Origin of the sequence: Bartonella japonica, from assembly GCF_040545385.1 — a bacterium.
In the GTDB taxonomy this organism is placed as follows: Bacteria; Pseudomonadota; Alphaproteobacteria; order Rhizobiales; family Rhizobiaceae; genus Bartonella; species Bartonella japonica.
Genome location: NZ_JBEPLT010000003.1, coordinates 40,509 through 61,636, shown reverse-complemented (window position 1 = coordinate 61,636; position 21,128 = coordinate 40,509). Strand labels below are relative to the sequence as shown.

Annotated in this window: 17 protein-coding genes and 1 other RNA gene; 8 read left to right on the top strand and 10 right to left on the bottom strand. The window is 39.1% G+C overall.

From position 1 onward, the window contains the following. Positions 1-34 precede the first annotated feature (34 nt). Complete coding sequence (locus ABID39_RS02510) at positions 35-340, bottom strand: DUF2853 family protein (RefSeq protein WP_354185721.1); 306 nt, start codon at positions 338-340, stop codon at positions 35-37. A 95-nt stretch (positions 341-435) separates the two neighbouring features. On the opposite strand from ABID39_RS02510, the gene ssrA reads away from it, so the two are divergent. From ssrA to ABID39_RS02485, 5 genes are all read left to right on the top strand, one after another. Further along, positions 436-791, top strand: a transfer-messenger RNA (tmRNA) gene (gene ssrA / locus ABID39_RS02505). Positions 792-961: 170 nt separating this feature from the next. Continuing rightward, the gene (locus tag ABID39_RS02500) at positions 962-1,531 is read left to right on the top strand and encodes an SspB family protein (protein ID WP_354185719.1); all 570 of its coding nucleotides are present in this window, start codon (positions 962-964) and stop codon (positions 1,529-1,531) included. 12 nt (positions 1,532-1,543) lie between these two features. Then, positions 1,544-1,732, top strand: coding sequence for a DUF4169 family protein (locus ABID39_RS02495; protein ID WP_354185717.1), 189 nt, complete (start codon positions 1,544-1,546; stop codon positions 1,730-1,732). A 5-nt stretch (positions 1,733-1,737) separates the two neighbouring features. Next, positions 1,738-1,989, top strand: coding sequence for a ribbon-helix-helix domain-containing protein (locus ABID39_RS02490; RefSeq protein ID WP_354185715.1), 252 nt, complete (start codon positions 1,738-1,740; stop codon positions 1,987-1,989). Positions 1,990-2,106: 117 nt separating this feature from the next. Continuing rightward, complete coding sequence (locus ABID39_RS02485) at positions 2,107-4,449, top strand: ATP-dependent helicase (protein ID WP_354185713.1); 2,343 nt, start codon at positions 2,107-2,109, stop codon at positions 4,447-4,449. Between the two features lie 34 nt (positions 4,450-4,483). Here ABID39_RS02485 and ABID39_RS02480 read toward each other — a convergent pair whose 3' ends face one another. Beyond that, positions 4,484-5,113 (bottom strand): DapH/DapD/GlmU-related protein, encoded by a 630-nt coding sequence (locus ABID39_RS02480; protein ID WP_354185711.1) that lies wholly within the window; start codon positions 5,111-5,113, stop codon positions 4,484-4,486. 135 nt (positions 5,114-5,248) lie between these two features. On the opposite strand from ABID39_RS02480, the gene ABID39_RS02475 reads away from it, so the two are divergent. From ABID39_RS02475 to ABID39_RS02465, 3 genes are read left to right on the top strand one after another with little or no spacing between them, the layout of a single operon-like run. Next, positions 5,249-5,824 (top strand): SCO family protein, encoded by a 576-nt coding sequence (locus ABID39_RS02475; protein WP_354185709.1) that lies wholly within the window; start codon positions 5,249-5,251, stop codon positions 5,822-5,824. A gap of 13 nt (positions 5,825-5,837) precedes the next feature. Next, positions 5,838-6,707 (top strand): 50S ribosomal protein L11 methyltransferase, encoded by an 870-nt coding sequence (locus ABID39_RS02470; RefSeq protein ID WP_354185708.1) that lies wholly within the window; start codon positions 5,838-5,840, stop codon positions 6,705-6,707. A 33-nt stretch (positions 6,708-6,740) separates the two neighbouring features. Further along, entirely contained in the window at positions 6,741-8,567 is a 1,827-nt protein-coding gene (locus ABID39_RS02465; protein WP_354185706.1) for an aminopeptidase P family protein, read from the top strand. Between the two features lie 1,422 nt (positions 8,568-9,989). Here ABID39_RS02465 and ligA read toward each other — a convergent pair. From ligA to ABID39_RS02425, 8 genes are all read right to left on the bottom strand, one after another. Then, positions 9,990-12,149: an NAD-dependent DNA ligase LigA gene (gene ligA, locus ABID39_RS02460; protein WP_354185704.1), complete on the bottom strand. Its 2,160-nt coding sequence runs from the start codon at positions 12,147-12,149 to the stop codon at positions 9,990-9,992. 129 nt (positions 12,150-12,278) lie between these two features. After that, positions 12,279-13,940 (bottom strand): DNA repair protein RecN, encoded by a 1,662-nt coding sequence (gene recN, locus ABID39_RS02455; protein ID WP_354185702.1) that lies wholly within the window; start codon positions 13,938-13,940, stop codon positions 12,279-12,281. Between the two features lie 6 nt (positions 13,941-13,946). Beyond that, entirely contained in the window at positions 13,947-14,840 is an 894-nt protein-coding gene (locus ABID39_RS02450) for an outer membrane protein assembly factor BamD (protein WP_354185700.1), read from the bottom strand. Positions 14,841-14,999: 159 nt separating this feature from the next. Then, on the bottom strand, positions 15,000-15,872 hold the full coding sequence (gene lpxC, locus ABID39_RS02445) for a UDP-3-O-acyl-N-acetylglucosamine deacetylase (RefSeq protein WP_354185698.1): 873 nt from the start codon (positions 15,870-15,872) through the stop codon (positions 15,000-15,002). Between the two features lie 185 nt (positions 15,873-16,057). Further along, entirely contained in the window at positions 16,058-17,827 is a 1,770-nt protein-coding gene (gene ftsZ / locus ABID39_RS02440; RefSeq protein WP_354185696.1) for a cell division protein FtsZ, read from the bottom strand. 67 nt (positions 17,828-17,894) lie between these two features. Then, a complete protein-coding gene (ftsA, locus tag ABID39_RS02435; RefSeq protein ID WP_354185694.1) occupies positions 17,895-19,196 on the bottom strand; it encodes a cell division protein FtsA in 1,302 nt (433 codons plus the stop codon). Next, positions 19,193-20,104, bottom strand: a complete 912-nt coding sequence (locus tag ABID39_RS02430) for a cell division protein FtsQ/DivIB (RefSeq protein WP_354185692.1) — start codon at positions 20,102-20,104, stop codon at positions 19,193-19,195. The genes ftsA and ABID39_RS02430 overlap by 4 nt, the downstream gene beginning before the upstream one ends. Then, on the bottom strand, positions 20,092-21,012 hold the full coding sequence (locus ABID39_RS02425; RefSeq protein ID WP_354185690.1) for a D-alanine--D-alanine ligase: 921 nt from the start codon (positions 21,010-21,012) through the stop codon (positions 20,092-20,094). The genes ABID39_RS02430 and ABID39_RS02425 overlap by 13 nt, the downstream gene beginning before the upstream one ends. Positions 21,013-21,128 lie beyond the last annotated feature (116 nt).

Genomic DNA, 21,128 nt, shown 5'->3' with positions numbered 1-21,128 from the left:
TTGTTATTACATAAAAATTCAGTCTTCATATTATTTAAATTTTATGAAGCTTATTTAATTGTTTAGCAACCAAGTAATAAAACGTCATACGGCTTTTTCTGCGATTTCCAGACATCATCTCTGCAACTTTTACAACAGCTGTTTTAGCACTCTGCTCATCAACACCTAAAACCTCTTGCACCCATTTTTCAACACGTTCCAGCTCTTTTAGATCTGAAGTAGCAACAAGCGATGCGTCCTGCTTTTTCATCACCAAAGCTAAACGATGGCTAAGCCTTTCTATCGCTGCTTCATCAGGATTTTGATCATATAATTTAATATCTGCTAGATCATTTGTCATTGTGTGCATCTCCTCTCCAAAAATTATCAACTGTACTTTACAACCGCACTATATAGCTCCGTAAATAATTAGAGGATTTAAAATATTAACAACCCCCCCTTTTCCAAAGACCGTTCTTCATCTATATTTAAAGTGCTGGCTTGCCAGCTATGGTAATAAATGGACAATGAAATAAACTCGTTGGACCCGGGGGCGGTACCCGGCGCCTCCACCAAAATATAATTTCATCTCTTATATTTTGGTGGGGGCGAAATAGGATCGACAAGAGCGTAAAGATTGCTCTTTTACTCGGCATAGTACCACCGTTATCGGACTAAATGAGTAGTTGCAAATGACAACTATGCGGAAGTACGTCTCGCCGCTTGAGGTGGTGTGAATGCTTCAAATTAAGTCTTAAACCGTCGCAGGTTTAAGCGGGGTTCGAAGGCACCTGGCAACAGAAGCCTTCACTTTCTTAAATGTTATTGGTTGATCTCTCAGATACTATTTGTCATAAAATTTTATGTTCTTTTTCGATGAATTTAAGTGTACAAAAGCAAAATATGACTAGCTTTTAAATACATTCCATTGCACAATATAATGTATAATCGTCTTTGCACGTGATAGAAGGAATAAGCTTCGATGATTCAAGATCAAATCCGTTACGATGTTCTCGTTCAGGATGCACTTCGTGGGGTTATTCGTAAAGTTTTATCAGAAGTTTCCAAAGCGGGTCTTCCAGGAAATCATCATTTTTTCATTACTTTTTTGACAAATGCTCCAGGCATAAAGATTTCTCCTCGGCTTAAAAATCGTTACCCAGAACAAATGACAATCGTATTACAATATCAGTTCAGGGATTTAAACGTTTCGGAAACTGCCTTCGAAGTAACGCTCTCTTTTCAAGAAATTACTGAAAAACTAGTAATTCCTTTTAATTCTATCCAAGTATTTTATGATCCTGTGGCATCATTTGAAGCAGCATTCGACCTGCCCTCAAACCTTACCTCTGAAGAGAGCGAAAATTCAGAGAATACCCAGAAAACACCGTTTGTTCTATCGGACAAACAAAAAAAAGAGAATTTACTCATAAAAAAACAAAATCTTACGGCAAATAAAGAACCCTCAAACACGACAAATAAGGAACCTTTAAACAATGACATAAAACAGAGTGCTGATGTTGTTTCCTTAGATTCTTTTCGAAAAAAATGAATAAATTCTCTTATGACTGAAATCATTAACCTTCGTCAATTTCGAAAACAAAAAAAGCGTGCAGCGCAAGCTATTCACGCAGAGGAAAATCGCTATCGTTTTGGACGCACAAAAGCTGAAAAACTTTTCGAACGTAACGAAGCTATAAAAACACAAAAATTTCTTGATCAAAATCATTTACGATACAACGAACAAGAATAGAAAAAATGCACAGAGATAATTCTATCGATTGGTCAAAAGCGGTTGCGCGAAAAATATCTGTTCGAATTAAGGGGCATGCAACAAGTGTATCTTTAGAGCAGCCATTTCTAGATATTCTCAAAACTATAGCCCGTAAAAAAGGACAATCTTTAACTTTTATTATCGCTGATATTGACAGCAAAAGGCCTCAGAAAATAAATCTCTCGGCTTCATTACGTATTTATGCCCTTCAAAGTATTCTTAATCAGAATCTTTAATAGCTTGTTTTTTCTCTCTTCTTTCTCTTGATTTAACCGAAATTATTATATCTTTTTTTGAAAAAAGGTTTTTTAGATCTAGCACTCAAATGAAAAAAATATTACACAAAAGATATAATGAATAATTTTTTCGATCACATACCATTTTTTGAAGAAGAAGGTGATGAGTCTCCTCCCCATAAGCATGAAAAAAACTCTGGATTAGTTTCTCACATTATAACAACAAAACAAGCACAATGTGACGCAGACTATTTAGAAAATCTCAACCTAGAACAACGACAAGCTGTATTAAATACAGAGGGGCCTCTTTTAGTTCTTGCGGGTGCTGGTACTGGAAAAACGCGCGTTTTAACCACCCGCCTTTCTCACATTTTGCGTTCTGGACTTGCTTCTCCTCAACAGATACTTGCAGTAACTTTTACCAACAAAGCAGCACGCGAGATGAAAACACGTATTGGTGAACTTATTGGTGAAACTGTTGACGGCATGCCATGGCTTGGAACCTTCCATTCCACCGGTGCAAAAATTTTGCGCCGTCACGCAGAACTAATTAACTTAAAAAGCAACTTTATAATTCTCGATAGCGATGATGTTATTCGTCTTTTAAAGCAACTGATCCAAGCTGAAGGATTAGACGATAAACGTTGGCCTGCACGTAGCTTCGCAATGATGATTGATTCTTGGAAGAATCAAGGACTTTCACCAGAACACATTTCAGAAAGCGATGCTCATTCCTTCGGTAACGGCATGGGACGTACACTTTACCGTAACTATCAGGATAGGTTAAAAAGTCTTAATGCCTGTGATTTCGGTGACCTTCTGCTTCATTCCATCTCTCTCTTCCAACATAATCCAGATATTCTCCACGAATATCACTCTAAATTTCGCTATATTCTTGTAGATGAATATCAAGATACAAATACAGCACAATATCTTTGGCTTCGCCTTCTAGCGCAACGATCCAAAGAGCAACATGTCAACCTTTGTTGTGTTGGTGATGATGATCAATCTATTTATGGATGGCGTGGAGCTAAAATTGATAACATCTTGCGTTTTGAGAAAGATTTTCCTCCTGCAAAAATTATTCGATTAGAACGCAATTATCGCTCAACATCACACATTCTCAAAACGGCTTCTCATCTCATTTCTCATAATCAAGGAAGGCTTGGAAAAACACTTTTTTCTAATCAGATAAATAGTAAAGAAGAAAAAGTAAAAATCCATGCCGCGTGGGATTCTCAAGAAGAGGCGCGCGCCATTGGAGAAGAAATTGAACAAGCTCAACAAGCTGGCCATTTATTAAATCATATGGCTATATTGGTACGTGCATCATTTCAGATGCGTGAACTTGAAGATCGCTTTGTAACACTTGGTCTTAACTACCGTATCATTGGTGGACCACGCTTTTATGAACGCATGGAAATACGTGATGCTCTGGCTTATTTACGTGTTGTTGTCCAACCAGCAGATGATTTAGCCTTTGAGCGCATTATCAACACACCCAAACGCGGTTTAGGAGATGCAAGCCTACGCATCCTTTATGAGAGTGCACGTGCACGTTCTGTTCCTCTTTTTTCCGCCGCCGCAGCAATTATTGAAACGGATGAATTAAAACCCAAGGCACGCAGTGCACTACGAAGTATTATTGAAGACTTTCGCCGCTGGCAAAGCATGCTGCAAAACATTCCCCATAGAGAACTTGCTGAAACAATTCTTGATGATTCAGGCTACACGGCTATGTGGCAAGAAGATCGTTCACCAGAAGCACCAACACGGCTAGAAAATCTCAAAGAAATGATCCGCTCTATGGAGCAATTTGAAAGTCTTCAAAGCTTTTTAGAACATGTTGCACTGATAATGGATACCGAAAACAACGAAAATACCGATGCAGTCAACATCATGACACTTCATTCAGCCAAAGGACTTGAATTTGAAACAGTTTTTCTTCCTGGTTGGGAAGAAGGTTTGTTTCCTCACCAACGCTCATTGGATGAAGGTGGACGTTTAGGATTAGAAGAAGAACGACGATTAGCTTATGTAGGACTGACAAGAGCAAAAAAACATTTGCATATATGGTTTGTATCCAATCGAAGAGTTCATGGTCTTTGGCAATCTACGACTCCATCGCGTTTTTTGGATGAGTTACCAGCAGAGCATATAGAAGTTATAGAAATGGGAACCTCTTATGGTGGTTATGGAAACTCACATTTTAAACAGACTGATCCCTTTTATAGCGATTACGCAACACCAAGATGGAAGCGTGCACAAAAAAACATTGAAGGAAAAGTCATCGCGCAATCAGTATCTGATATGCCATCAAGTTTTTCAATCAATGACCGAATTTTTCACATAAAATTTGGTTACGGACATATTTCAGCTATAGACGGACACAAATTAACAATTACGTTTGAGAAAGTTGGCGAAAAACGTGTCCTTGATAATTTCGTAACCAAAGTCTAAAAATGCAAATATAAAAAGAATATTTCCACATTTTTTACTTCCATTTACGAATAAAATCTTCAATTGATAAGCTTTGCATATCGGATACTGCGTTGTAAATTTTATCAAGCGGCCAATTCCACCACGCCATCTCTAAAAGTACCTGAATCACATCATTGGGAAAACGCATCCGCAACAGCTTTGCAGGGACTCCAGCAACAATCGTATAGGGTGTAACATCTTTTGTTATAACGGCATTAGCACCAATAATAGCGCCATGTCCAACAGTTACCCCTGGCATAATAACCGCACCACACCCAATCCATACATCATGCCCAATAATCACACGTTTTGCACGACGCTTTTCACGAAAAGAACTATCTAACGGCATATAACGGAAATATTCATTAGGGCGATATGTTATTTTATGCGTTGAAACCCGTTCTATAGGATGCTCTAGTGCATTAATGCGTACATGAGATGCAATAGAACAGAAACGACCAATATCACTATAAATCGCTTCGCTATTCCGCTCAAAATAAGAAAAATCCCCAACTGTTACATCATGCAAAATCACCCGTTCATTGATTCCAACATAGCGTCCTAATTTACAACCATGCAATCGTGCTGTTGTACTGATATGAGGCTCACTTTTATGAAATCGAAGATCCTGCTCAATACCCATTCATCTTTTACCAATTGTTTTTATCAATAACATGAGAGACATAGCGACGAGATGAATAAAACCAACCATGAAACAAAGATTGCAAAACCAAACCACCAATGCTACAATTTCCTAGTACTTTAAGAGAGACAAACCATGAAAAATGTAATACGTATTCTAGGGCTGACGATTATATTTCTTATAGGCATTTTTAGTTATGATACGTTAAGAAATAAACCTTTAGGCGATAATTTTACACTCACCGATTCCAATGGAAACACTATTACCGAAGCTGATATTCGAAGCAAGCCTTCAATTATTTTCTTTGGCTTCACCATGTGTCCTGAAAGTTGCCCTACCACATTGATCAATCTTGACCGATGGCTGACAGCCCTTGGCCCAAAAGCTGATAAATTAGGAATATGGTTTGTCACTGTTGATCCTGAACGTGATACTCCAGAAGTTCTTCATAATTATCTCAGTAATTTCAACAATAAAATTATTGGTATCAGTGGAAATCCTGAAAAAGTTCATAAAATGGTAGATTCTTTTAATATTGTTGCTGAAAAAGTACCTGGAACGGATGGAAACTACACTTATAACCACACAGCAGCAATTTTTTTACTAAAAAAAGGCGGGAAATTAGCTGGCGTCATTCCTTATGAGCTTGAAAATAACGATATAAAAGACGAAGCTGCCATGGAACGGCTTAAAAAACTTGTCTCAGACTAAAAGAAAGAAGAGAATGTCGCAGCAAATTCGTCTGTATTACACGGCTTCTAAAAATGAAGCAGAATTATTTTATACTCTTATAGAAACAGCTTTTGAAGAGGAAGGATATCCTCTTGCACTTGCAGAGATAGATGAAAAAAATTCCGTATGTGAACTTTCTCTGTATGTTGACAAAGTAAACCAAGAAAGTGTTTCGAAGCGTTTTGCGCAAATCCTTTCTGTAGATCTTGATAAAATTAACTGTGAAATTTTACCCGATATTGATTGGGTCAAACAAAGTCTTGAAGGGTTAACACCTGTGCGTGCTGGTCCTTTTTTTCTACATGGAAGCCATAATAGAGATGACATTCCACCCAATGTTTTGCCTATTGAAATTGAAGCTAATCAAGCTTTTGGTACAGGGCATCATGGAACAACAGCCGGTTGTTTGGAAATGATTGCCAAAGTAATGCAAAATGAAAATCCGCAAAATGCTCTTGATCTTGGTACAGGCAGTGGAGTTTTAGCTATTGGTATAGCAATGCTCAAACCTATTACTATCCTCGCATCCGACATTGACCCAATTGCTATCCAAGTTGCACAGCATAATATCGCTCTCAATGGCGTAAAAAAATATATCACAGCTGTTACAGCAACAGACTTTCATCATGATGAGATTACATCACGTGCGCCTTTTGATCTCATTGTTGCTAATATCCTTGCCAATCCTCTTATTGAGTTTGCACAAAAGATGGTACAAGCTCTTCAAAAAGGAGGATCACTCATACTCTCTGGAATCCTTGAAGAACAACATGCTGCTGTTTTAAAAGCTTATATAGCACAAGGTTTGAAACATATTGAAACATATCATCGTCAAGGGTGGGTTACCATACATTTAAAATAAAAGAAAAGTAAAATAAAAGGAAAGAACGTTGTTATGTATCAATCTTTTGAGGCAACAACAAATCCCTCTCATGCTTTCGAGCGTATTTCCTCTTTTCGTAAAGAACTCGATCGCCTCGGATTAGATGGCTTTCTTGTTCCGCGTGCAGATGAACATCAAGGAGAATATGTTCCCCCACATGCTCAACGCCTTGGCTGGCTCACAGGCTTTACTGGATCATCTGGTATCGCACTCATTTTAAAAAACAAAGCTGTTCTATTCACTGACGGACGTTATAAACTCCAAGTCCGCCAACAAACCGATCCTCTTATCTTTGAATATGAAGATCTCATCACCTTCCCTCCCTCACAATGGCTCGAAAAAAATGGGCAAAAACTTTCTATTGGCTTTGATCCATGGCTGCATACCATTGCTGAGACAGATGCGTTAAAAAAAGCATTAGAATTTAAAGCAGGTGGAAAACTTATAGCAATACAACAAAATCCCATTGACCTTTTATGGCATGATCAACCACAGTTACCGCAATCCTCTTTATCGATTCATCCTATCAAATATGCAGGATGCAACACCGATGAAAAACTCGCATTGCTTCGAAAAAATATCGAGAAAGCCGATGCAGATGCTTTTATTTTTACAGATCCTTCCTCTATCGCATGGACATTCAATATACGTGGACATGATGTTTCCAACACACCTTTTTCTCTTTGTTTTGCTCTCGTTCCTGTTAAAGAAATACCAGCCTTATTCATTGATCGTAAAAAACTTGGCCTAGAACAAAAACAATATCTGGAACATTATGCAAAATTATATGGACCAAAACAACTTATATCAAAGATCAAAAATTATGCTCAAAGAGGAACAGTTTTTGCTTTAGATCCACGACTAACATGCGAAAAATTACGTACCACTATTGAAGAACAAAAATGCTCTTTCATTACACTTACTGATCCCGCTGCCCTACCACGAGCAGTGAAGAATAATACTGAACTCGATGGTGCACGCAGAGCGCATCTGCGTGATGGTGTAGCCCTTACCCGTTTTTTTTCTTGGTTAGAGAACCAAACACCAAGCACAGTCGATGAAATTTCTGCTGCTCAAAAATTAGAAGAACTTCGCATAACCACTGCAAAAGAAATGGGAGGAAAACTTGAAGATCTCTCTTTTGATACAATCTCAGCAGCAAGTGCAAACGGTGCCATTATTCATTATCGTGTAACAACTAAAACAAATAAACAACTCAATGCTGGTGAACTTTATCTTGTTGATTCAGGTGGACAATACCGTGATGGTACCACAGATGTTACACGCACGGTAGCAATTGGAAAGGTTGGAGAAGAAGAAAAACGCTGTTTTACTCTTGTTCTCAAAGGTATGATTGCTCTTTCAACTGCACGATTTCCAAAAGGCACACGAGGTCAAGATCTTGATGTTTTAGCACGCATAGCCTTATGGAAGGCGGGTTTTGATTATGCTCATGGTACGGGTCATGGGGTTGGATCTTATCTCTCTGTTCATGAAGGACCACAAAATATTTCACGCAATGGCAGCCAAGAATTGATCCCCGGAATGATTGTTTCTAATGAACCTGGCTATTACCGTGAAGGGACTTTTGGCATTCGTATTGAAAATTTGATGATTGTAAAACCAGCCGAAAAAATTAACGGTGGTGATATAGAAATGCTTTCATTTGAAACGCTCACAAATTGTCCCATTGATCGAAAATTAATCCTCCCAGAACTTTTGACACAACAAGAGCGACAATGGCTCAATGATTATCATGCTCATGTTTATCAAGTGAATGCACCTTACTTAAATGAAGAAGACAAAAAATGGACAAAAGAAGCAACAATGCCTCTTTAAATCAGTTAGTATATAAATTTTATTTTCTCTTATATCCTTGCTCTCTTCTTAAAAAACAAAATAGTAAAAGAATATAAAAAATATTCCTCATACGAATAACTTTTCTTGATAAGTTTCAAGAAATTAAGATTGTACAATAATATCTAACATTTTGATTTATAATAATTTATTATTTTTCTTAAAAAAAGATACAATAGCTTTCCTTTACTTCAAGCTGTCCTATAGTACATCAATAAAAAAGAATAAATATATCTCATATACTATCTTAAATGGTAACATTGGAAACTAGCAAATTAATGATATTAAATGCATAATTTTATAATCTTAAAGGAAGTGACGCACGATAAAGCTTACTTTATATCCTTTCATAAATGCCAACGCAAAATTCTTTTATAAATACCACTGCAAAATATTATTCTATTTTTTGAAGAATTATTTTTATTTAAAAATGCTACAAATAAAAGCATGAAACAATGGATAATTTCTGATATTTAAAAGATAATTCTATAGATACTTTTGAAAGTCATAAAGCCTAATTAAAGGCAATAGTAAAGATGAATACTAATTTTTTTCCTTTACCGCTCTCATATTTTTACCTGATGACAAGGATTTGATTTATAATGATAATTCACTATTTTGTATGTTGAATGAGAGTTACGAATATCGTAAGGCTTCAAGTCTGTTTATCTTAAATCAATCAAAATTATTCGCTTGCACGTCACACAAGCGCGATAAGTGTGTGGATAAAATTTGTACAAGAAATGACCCAAAATACCTCTTATGAACCGTCTCAATGCAAGGGCTATCGCAACATTGGGGGCTGACAAATATAATAATAACACTGTATTCGTATTTCAAAGATAAATAATACGCGTACCATCCAATCTGCCATACAAAAACTGATATAAACTTGCAGGAATTATATTCTGCCACAATTTTTATCTCAAAAACATTATTATCTTAGGGATGTACATTAATTATAAGCAACAACAGAACCGCAAGCTTTCTTAGAAGAGAACAGCGCTTAAAACTACAGATTTCCTAGCAACAGATTGAAGAAATAGCTACACTTTTTCTACAAGATATTATGATACTCCTCAAAGGAAGGAAACTATCAATGTTTTCACTGTAACAGATGAGCGAGATTATACCTCATATAAAAGCAATGATCCCAAAAACGATCACGAAAAATATATCGTTAACTCTCATCTTGCACATTCATGAAAAAATAAACAGCTCTCATCCACATATTTCTCCTTCTTGTAATATGCAAAGAAATAACTTTTCAAACTCTAAACATAAAAAGCTTATAATGAGATAATTATCGTATACCTCTCTCGAATAGCATGGAAAAGATGAATAACTTTATAAATCAATGAGTTGTAAGCACAATCATATCCGTTGCATTGAAAGAAGAAGCTCTTAAACATAATATCCTTCAATCAATTGCATCCAAGCCTCTTCATCAACAACCTCAACCCCTAGTTCTTGCGCTTTGGTTAACTTTGATCCTGCTCCAAGGCCTGCAACAAGAAGATCTGTTTTTTTAGAAAGAGAACCTGAAGTCTTTGCACCTAATCGCTCTGCCAGCGCTTTTGCTTCATCACGTGACATACGTGCCAAAGTTCCTGTAAAAACAATGATTTTCCCTGCAACTGGTGAAGAAGAAGTCATGACAGGTTTCTCATCAAGAGGTGTTACTTCCTCCAGCAAAACAGATAAAATCTCACGGTTATGCACTTCTTGATAAAAATCAATAATTGCGCTTCCTACCTGTGGTCCAATTCCTTCGATATTGGTAAGCTCCATCCAAGCCTCATTACCTTCTTCATTTTCCTTATCACACGGAACAGTCGCTGCCATTACAGCAGTTTCAAAAGCTGTATAATTTTGGTAAGCACGAGCAAGACGTCGCGCATTAACCTCTCCAACGTGGCGAATTCCTAGCGCAAATAAAAAACGGTTTAAAGAAATCTCTCGACGAGCATTAATGGCATCATAAAGTTTACGAACTGAAACAACACCAAAACCTTCCATATTCTCCAAACGAACCAGAGATTTTTCTTGTCGGCGTTGTAAAGTAAAAATATCAGCTGGTGTACGAATACAAAGATTCTTATCTTGTATATGAAAGAAAAATTCTACCTGCTTTTTTCCAAGTCCCTCAATATCAAAAGCATTGCGTGCAACAAAATGACGAATACGCTCAATAGCTTGTGCAGGACAAATAAGCCCTCCTGTGCATCGGCGTACAGCTTCTCCGACTTCACGAACAGCATGACTTCCACAAGCAGGGCAGACATCGGGAAAAACAAAAACGGAAGAATCTTTTGGACGCTTTTCAGCAACAATATCAACAATTTGTGGAATGACATCGCCAGCACGTTGTACAATAACTGTATCACCTACACGGATGTCACGCCCTTCACGAAGAGGCTCCCCTTTATGACCAACCCCCTTAATATAATCTTCATTATGTAAACTTGCATTGGTAACCACCACACCACCAACAGTAATAGGTGAAAGGCGCGCAACAGGGGTTAATGCTCCCGTACGACCGACTTGAATATCAATACCTTCCAAAAGCGCCATAGCTTTTTCTGCTGGGAATTTATGCGCAATAGCCCAACGAGGTGAACGAGAAACAAATCCTAAACGTGCCTGAAGTATCAAATCATTAACTTTATAAACAATCCCATCAATATCATAGCTTAAGGAATGACGGCATTCTTCTATATCGTGATAGTATGAAATAATTTCTTCTACTGTCTTAAAAGCTTTTGTTAATGGATTGATAACAAATCCATATTCTTTTAGCTTTTTCATCATCTCCATTTGGCTTTTTGCAAATATTTCACTCACCTCACCACAAGCATAAGCAAAAAATCGAAGCTTTCTACTAGCCGTTATCCGTGAATCAAGTTGACGCAAAGAACCAGCCGCAGCATTTCTAGGATTAGAAAAAGTAAACTTGCCTTTTTCCTCTTGGCTCCCATTAAGTGCTTGGAAGTCCTCTCGCCTCATATAAACTTCACCACGAACCTCAATAATATCAGGAAATTTTCCTTGCAAACTCTGCGGAATATCTAAAATTGTTCGCGCATTTGCCGTTACATTTTCACCAATATATCCATCGCCACGCGTTGCAGCACTTACAAGCCTTCCCTTTTCATAACGCAAAGATAAAGATAAACCATCAATCTTTGGCTCTGCTGTTATTTCCAATATTTGTGTTTCTGGCAACCGTAAAAAGCGACGAACTCGCTCAACAAATTCAGTGACTTCTTCGGCACTGAATGCATTATCAAGTGAAAGCATCATCTGTGCATGAACAGATTTTTCAAATTTTTCAGAAGCTGGTGCGCCAATTTTATATGAAGGAGAATCTGCACGAATAAGCTCTGGAAAAAGAGATTCAATTTCTGCATTACGCCGGCGAAGAGCATCATACTCTGCATCAGAAATTTCAGGTTGGTCATTACTATTATAAAGCACATCATGACGCGCAATCTCTTTTGCTAACCACTCTAGTTCATTTTCTGCTTCAAGAGCAGTGAGTTTTTTAGCTTCATCTTTGTTCATCAAATCTATTCCACATTATGGGCTATGATCATAAGAATCCCAACTCTTTTTCACGAAATGAAACCAAATAACCCCATACTCACCGGTGGTATAATTGATAAAGATATTTTTATTGCTTATCAATTATATTTATGCGAGAAGCTTTTGAGCAGCCGCACGCGCTTCTTTAGTAATCTGTTCTCCTGCTAACATGCGAGCAATTTCTTCTGCACGCTCATGCTCTTCCATTTTATGAACAGCCGTAACAAAGGAGCATTTATCATCACTTTCAACCTTTGATATAAGAAAATGACTATGCGCTTTCGATGCTACCTGTGGTGCATGCGTAATGGCAAAAACCTGAATATTTTCTGATAAGCGCTGTAACCGTTGACCGATGGCAGCAGCAACAGCTCCACCAACTCCTGTATCAATCTCATCAAAAATCAAAGTAGGCGCTGATCCATGATCGGACAAAACAACCTTTAATGCCAATAAAAAACGAGAAAGTTCACCACCAGAAGCAACACTCAACATTGGTCCAGGACGTGTCCCAGGATTTGTTCGAACCCAATATTCTATGCGGTCTATCCCCTCTGCACTTCGCTTTTCAACATCACTTTGCATTTCAACAATAAATTCTGCCTTTTCCAATTTTAACGCTGGTAATTCCGCCATAACATTTTCTGATAAATGTGTTGCCGTCTTCCGACGTTTTACTGACAACGCTTGTGCCAATGTATCATAATTTTTCTGTGCTTCTCGCGCCTCTTCTTCAAAACGCGTTAATGTGATCTGAGCCTCCTCAAACGCAGTGAGTTCAGCTTCCATTTTATTGCGCAACTGAACCAACTCATCAGCAGAAACATGATATTTACGTGCAAAATCTCGAAGAGCAAAAAGGCGCTCTTCTATCTGCTCTAATTCACTAGGTTCAAAATCCAATGCCCGCACCGCCGTTTCAATACCTTCTTGCGCTGTTGCAAGTGCATGCAATGCATCATCAATGGCTTTCACTACAGGCGTTATCAGCGCTTCTGCTTCAGGAATTTTCCGTTCCAAACGCCTCACCAAATGAGAAAGAACTGGTATTGGTGATTTTGAACCACTTAAAAGATCATCAGCCTCTTTAATATCCGTCGCTATTTTTTCCAATTTAAGCATATCTGCACGACGAAGAGAAAGAGACTCTTCTTCACCAACTTGAAAATCAAGCTTTTCAAGCTCTTCCACGCACGCACGCAGATAATCAGCCTCCCGCTCAGCATCTTTCACCTTAACACGTTGTTGCTCTAAACGCTCTTCAAATTCACACCATATACGATAACACTGACGTAAATTTTCTGTTTCTTCCTCAAGCCCACCAAAAGCATCTAATAACTGGCGATGCGTCACAATATCAACAAGCGCACGGTCATCATGCTGTCCATGGATTTCAACCAACATACGACCAACACGACGCATCAATGCAACACTGGCTATCTGATCGTTGATAAAAACACGACTACGACCATCGCTCGATTGCACACGCCGTAAAATAATATCACCTTCATCATCAAAACCATTCTCACGGATAAGTTGGCGCACAGGATGTGCAATAGGAACATCAAAAACAGCCGTCACCTGCCCTTGCGTTTCTCCATGACGCACAAGAGAAGCATCCCCACGCCCCCCTAAAGCCAATGACAATGCATCAAGGAGTATAGACTTCCCAGCACCCGTTTCACCAGTTAAAACTGATAACCCCGCTGCAAAATGAATATCGAGCGTTTCGATCAAAACAATATTATGAATCGAAAGCTGTGTCAGCATAAAGAATCAACGTGCCCTATTTTTACCACTACTGAAAGCATTTGAAATCCAAGAAGATTTATGCTCTTGGGGTGATACATTATTTTTTTGCAATAAATTGTAAGCAAATTTGTACCATGCACTTTTGGGATAATTACGTCCTAAAACAGCTGCTGCTGTCTGTGCTTCTACAGTTAAGCCAAGAGCAAGATTAACTTCCGTTAAACGAAAAAGCGCCTCTTCAATTTGATTTGTATCAGAATACTCTTCAACCACTGTACGAAATCTTCTGCTTGCTGCAAGATAGCGCCGACCTTCTTCATAATAACGGCCAACCTGCATCTCTTTACCAGCCAACTGTTCTCGACCAAAACGTATTTTAGCTTTAGCATCTTCAACATACTCAGAATGAGGATAACGCTCTATAAGTAGCTGCATAGAAGCAATTGCACGTTTCGTATCATCTTGATCCCGTGTAACGTCAGGAATCCGACGGAAAGAAGAAAGACCAATAATATAATAAGCATAAGCAGCATCATCAGCCCCTGGGTAAAGGGTAATATAGTGCCGCGCCATACTAATTGAATCATCATATTTACCAAGTTGATAATTTGTAACAGCCCCCATCATGAGAGATTTACGTCCCCAATCAGTATAAGCATAGTGTTTTTCGATTGTAAGAAACTTTTTTGATGCATCAGCAAGCCGCCCACTCTTAAGGCTAGCAAGCGCTTGATTATATAAAACATCTGGTGGATCTATTTTAAAAACATATGCAGATGGATCAAGGGTATTTTTCTCTTTAAATAAACAACCTGCTAATGTGAAAGTGCTTCCCAAAAGCACCACTCCCAATACCTTGCATACAACATGAGATTTTCTATATGCTATATTTTCAGTACCTACATGAGATTTTATCATAGTCTTTCCGGCCTCCAAAGAATACCACCACGTAGCAAAAATTACTTATTAGAAACTTTTATACCATATCACTTTAAATTCCACTAAGAAATTTAGAGACTTAAGATCAATCATCCCCTTAAAAATAAAATAGATTATAGAATTTTTTTTCTCATCTACCTATAAGTAAATCTCTTCGTAACACGATTCGTCTTTCAAAACAGCTTTCACCAATTGCGAATTAATTCCATGCCCACTACAATAAGAACGAAATAATCCAATAAAAGGTGCTCCAAGCAAAGCAGTATCACCAATCGCATCAAGCATTTTATGCCGAACATATTCATTTTTCCAATAAGGACCACCTAGATTCATGATTTCATCATTCAGCCCTATAATAAGAGAATTTTCCAAAGAAGCCCCTAATCCCTTCCCAGAAATCCATAATTTTTCTACGTCTTTAACAAAACCGAAAGTACGCGCGCGTGATAAATCATCTCGAAACCCTTGTAAGGTAAGATCAAAAATTAAATGTTGTTTGCCAATAGCAGTAGAAGGAAAAGAAATTGTTACATCAAAACGGCGTCCGTCAAATGGCAAAAACTCTGCAAAACCATGAGCATTTTCAATCCGTAGCGGCTTTTTTATCATAAAATAGGAACGCAATATATTCTGCTGTACAATCCCCACTTTTTCAAAAGCTTGACAATATTGCCAAGCAGAACCATCCAAAATAGGGATCTCATGAGCAGATACTTCTATAACCAAATTATCCAAATTATAAGCAGTGATTGCAGCCATTAAATGCTCAATTGTTTCAATTCTGAATTTTCCATGACCAAGCACTGTTGATAATTCAGTTTCTCCCGTTTGTGATGCATGTGCTTGAAATATTTTCTCTATTCCATCTAAACCGCAACGCTTAAAAACAATACCACACCCAACCTCAGCTGGACAGATTTTTACGACAGATAAACACCCACTATGAACACCGTAACCCTTAAATATCACAGTCTTTTTAAGAGTAGACTGATATTTTTGCACCTGATTCATCCTGTTACTTCATTCAGTTGTTTTTGTATCTTTTAAAATATTAACAAAACCATAAAACTCCGTGCATAGCAAATAATAAACCCACTTAAGAATAAGCGAGTTTAAAAAACACAGCATATCTCATAAAGCTTCTATTGATCATGAAAGAGGAATTCAATTTTTTCCTCTTCCTTACTTTTTGCTCATTAATTCGCCTGACGACGCAAAAATGCCGGTACTTCTAACTGATCTTCTTCGCTTATAAAATTAAGCTGTTCTTGCGGAACATGAGGATGCAATTCACCAGAACGACGTGGAACATAGACAGAAGCATCTTGAGGAAGTTCTTGAGAATTTTTATTATGAATAGGAGCCTCTTTCTGCTGAGAAGATTTCACCGCAGGTTCTAATCTTGCTTCTGGCTCACTTACCTCACGATGTGTTAAGCTTTGTTTCAAACGCTGCCAAAGATTGCGAGGCCCCTGATCAGCAGAAGATAATCTTTCCCGTTGTCCATAAGCAACAGGAGGAAAATCCTTCAGTTCAGGCATACGCATAGGTGAACGCGCTTGCATTTGTGATTCTTGCTTTTGCTGAACTTTTTTCTCTTCTTGCTTCACAACTTCTGGCATATCCTCAAGAACATGCGCTGTCGCCTCCATGCTTACAGGTGCCATCATAGGCTGCTGTAAACCTCGACTTGCTTGCATACGTGGCGCATTTGACATCTGCCCATGTGCAAAATTTGATCCGGAAGAAGCAACATTCGCATTCCGTGCTGCCACTGCATCTGCAGATTGTGCAAAAATTTGACTTTTAGGACGGAACTGTTCTCCAGCCAATTTTCCCTTTTCTATTTCAAGTGCTTCTATCACTTCTACCATTGACTCAGAACGCAAAGGAGGTGACTGAACATGAAAAGAAGTTTGTGTTACTCCTGGATCACTTTTGCGCATTGAAGACGCAGGTCTCTGAATCTGAGGATGAGAAGGCTGAATCACATTGCTCACTTCACGATCAATACCCGTAGCCACCACAGATACACGAATAACACCCTCTAATGATTCATCATCAATAGCACCAAAAATAACATTGGCATCCGCATCAACTTCTTCGCGAATACGATTAGCAGCTTCATCTACTTCAAAGAGAGTCATATCACGACCACCAGTAATGGAAATCAGTAAGCCACGCGCACCACGCATAGAAGTATCATCCAACAGTGGGTTAGCAATAGCAGCTTCAGCAGCAGCTAAAGCACGCCCCTCACCAGATGCCTCACCAGTCCCCATCATCGCTCGTCCCATTTCATGCATAACAGAACGAACGTCAGCAAAATCAAGGTTAATCAATCCCTCTTTAATCATCAAATCTGTAATGGAAGCAACACCAGAGTAAAGCACTTGATCAGCCATAGCAAAAGCATCAGCAAATGTTGTTTTTTCATCTGCAATACGAAAAAGATTCTGATTAGGAATAACAATCAATGTATCAACAGACTTTTGTAACTCATCAATACCAGCCTCTGCCGTCTTCATACGGCGAGCACCTTCAAACTGGAATGGCTTTGTCACAACACCAACGGTCAAAATACCTTTTTCACGAGCAGCACGAGCAACAACAGGCGCAGCTCCAGTTCCAGTACCTCCACCCATACCAGCAGTGATGAAAACCATATGGGAATCTGCCAAATGATCGATAATTTCATCAATACATTCCTCTGCAGCTGCTTGCCCAACTTCTGGCAAAGCACCAGCACCTAGACCTTCCGTAACAGCTGCACCAAGCTGGATAACACGTTCCGCCTTTGACATCGCCAAAGCCTGTGCATCCGTATTAGCAACAACAAAATCAACTCCCTGAAGACCAGCATTAATCATATTATTCACGGCATTACCACCACCACCGCCAACACCAAAAACGGTAATACGTGGCTTCAATTCCGCGATATCTGGCCGATGCAGATTAATCGTCATTTTCTTTTCCTTCTCCTAAGACATCGCAAGCCAAAGCGATGAAATTTAACTTACCTCAATAGACTTACTAAAAACTCTCACGCAACCACTGACCAACACGTTGAAAATATCCACGCGTGCCCATAGACAAATGATTCACCGCAGATTGCATTGTTTTTTCTTCAAAACCCATCAATTGCGGATAAATTAACAATCCAACAGCAGATGTAAACGCCGCCCCTTTTGCAAGAGAAGGAAGCCTCGAAATACCCAAAGGCCGCCCTATACGAACATTTCTTCCCAACATAGTACGTGCCATTTCCGGCAACCCCGTTAACTGGCTTGCTCCTCCGGTCAAAATAACACGCTTACCAATAACATGACCAAAACCAGAACGATTCAGACAATCACGCACCATTTCTAATATTTCTTCGACACGTGCGCGAATAATACGACCAAGAACAGCACGTGGATATTGAGTTTCGCGATGTTCACAGCCAATCTCTGCCACATTAATCATCTGATGTTCATCAGCACTTGTCAGAAGTGCCGAACCGTAAACAACCTTTAACCGCTCTGCTTCTGTGAGAGACATAGAAAATCCACGTGCTATATCAAGAGTCACATGATTTCCACCAACCGCAAGTGCATCGGCATGAACAAATTTTCCCTCAAAAAATACAGAAAATGTTGTTGTTCCTCCGCCAAAATCAATACATGCCGCCCCCAAATGTGCCTCATCATTCATCAAAGAAGCAAGACCACTTGCAAAAGGAGTTACGACCATAGCTTCAACACTCAAATGCGCACGATTAATGCATATTTCCAAATTACGCAAAGCTGCAGTCTCAGCTGTTACAACATGCACATTCATACCAAACAACTCGCCTGCCATTCCAACAGGATCAGAAATTCCCTTATCTCCATCTAGGACATAAGAAAGAGGAACTGAATGCACAACATGACGCTCAGCATTAAAAGCTTTGCGTGAAACTTCGGCAAATGCCACACGTATATCACGCTTAGTGACTTCACGGCCATTTAAACGCACGGTACCACTGATAAGGGCGCTCTGTAATCGGCTTGAAGAAAAATTAACAATCACCGAATCCACCACCAAACCAGCCATTTTTTCTGCCGCATCAACAGCCAATCTTATTGATTGTTCTGCCGCCAACATATCCATCACAACACCAGATTTTATACCGCGCGAACGCTGCACTCCAAAGCCTAGAATTTCCATAGAGTGCGTACGACTATGTAAATAGTTCACATTGTTCAAAGGACGTAAACAAGCAATAAGACATACAATCTTACTTGATCCAACATCAAGAACCGTCAAAAAACGCGTTTTGCGTCCCCCTATATGATGTGAACCTAACAACATCATAAATTCCCTACCTTTCGCACTTTTAAAATGCGTTCTTTTTCTTCCACAGCAGCACGACGACGCTCCAGCGCTTCATCCGATAAAGAAACTGTAATGCGATCAGCAAGACGAAGATCAATACGCAAAACATCGCGAGAAAAAAGATCTTGTGCTGTCCCTGACTTAACAAGAGAAGCAAGACGTTCAAATGCACCATTTTCAGGTAACATAATGCGTACCCCATTATCCAAGATCAGATCCCAACGTCGATCACCCACACGCACATAAGCTCTAACACGATTATAGAGCTGTGGATACTCAGAAAGAGCTTGAATAAACATTTTAGCTGTATTCTGCGCACCCTGACCAACCACAAGAGGCAAACCCCGAACTATTCCTCCTTGAAATGGCACAATAACACGACCCGTATCATCAACAATATCTACTATACCATCGTGCTGCCAAACTGCATAGGGCTCACGCTCCACGACTGAAATACGCACAAGATTAGGATAAATCTTCTGAACATTCGCCGACTGTACCCATTCTTGCTTTTCCAAAATAGAACGAGCTCTATCAACATCAAAAGCGAATATGGATGGAAAAGAGTCAAGTCCTAAGACTCTTAAAATTTCCTGTTTTACCAAGCGCTTATCACCACTTATATCGACATTGGTCACAACAAACCCAAGATCCGATACAACTGTCTTCACAATCATTCCTATATGACCGCTCGACGAAAGCCCATAAAACAATGTAACAAAGAAAAACAACAAAACTGCAAAAGAACCCAAATGACGAGGAACATGAACATTGATAAAAACACACTCAAACATAAACCGAAAAAAACGACGATAAAGTCGTGGCAAGATCGGCACGAACAGCGCCTCCATCGGAACATTTGTTTTATCAACATTCAACGCATACACGACGCGTCCTCCACTATCCACTGAACAATATCGCCATAAGTACGACCGCTCGCCTTTGCAATATCAGGAACAAGAGAGGTTGGTGTCATACCAGGTTGCGTATTAATTTCAAGCCAAACCAACTCCCCTGTTGCCTCATCAAAACGAAAATCAGAACGGGTAAGACCTCGACAACCTATCGCCTGATGTGCCGCTAAAGACATTTTTTGCACCTTTTGGTAAATATTTGATGAAAGTTGCGCAGGACAAACATGAAGAGAGCCACCAGCTTTATATTTCGAGTCATAATTATAGAATTGGAAAAGTTGTTCAGGGAAAATTTCACAGACATCCAGCACCTCATTTCCCAAAACAGCACAAGTCAGTTCACGACCAGGAATATACTTTTCAACGATCACTTCATCTGCATAATCCCACTCACCCCCCACAATATGACGCGGCGGTGACGCTTCATTGTCTTTTACAATCACGACACCAAAACTCGATCCCTCACATACAGGTTTAACCACATAAGGAGGCTCCATAGGATGTTCACGCCCAATGGCAAAGCGGCTCATAATACAAGAAGGAGCAACAGAAACTCCAACGCTCGCAACAATAATTTTTGCACGCCCCTTATCCATTGCCAATGCGGATGCCATCACACCAGAATGGGTATAAGGAATTTTCAAATATTCAAGAATACCCTGAATCCGACCATCTTCACCAAATGGTCCATGCAATGCATTAAAAACAATATCAGGACGCAATTGTTCAAGAACAGAAGCAATCTGACCATCAACATCCAGACGGCTCACACGATACCCCTTAGCTTCAAGAACATCAGCACAAGCTGTACCTGAAGACAAACTTACAGACCGTTCAGAGGAAAATCCTCCCATTAATACAGCTATATGCTCATCTTTCATAACAACTTAACCTCCCTGATATACTATATATAGACTTGGTCAAAACGACCAACACCATATACAGAAAAAAACAGGATTTCTCTTTTCGAATCAATAACCTAGCATTGTACGTAATG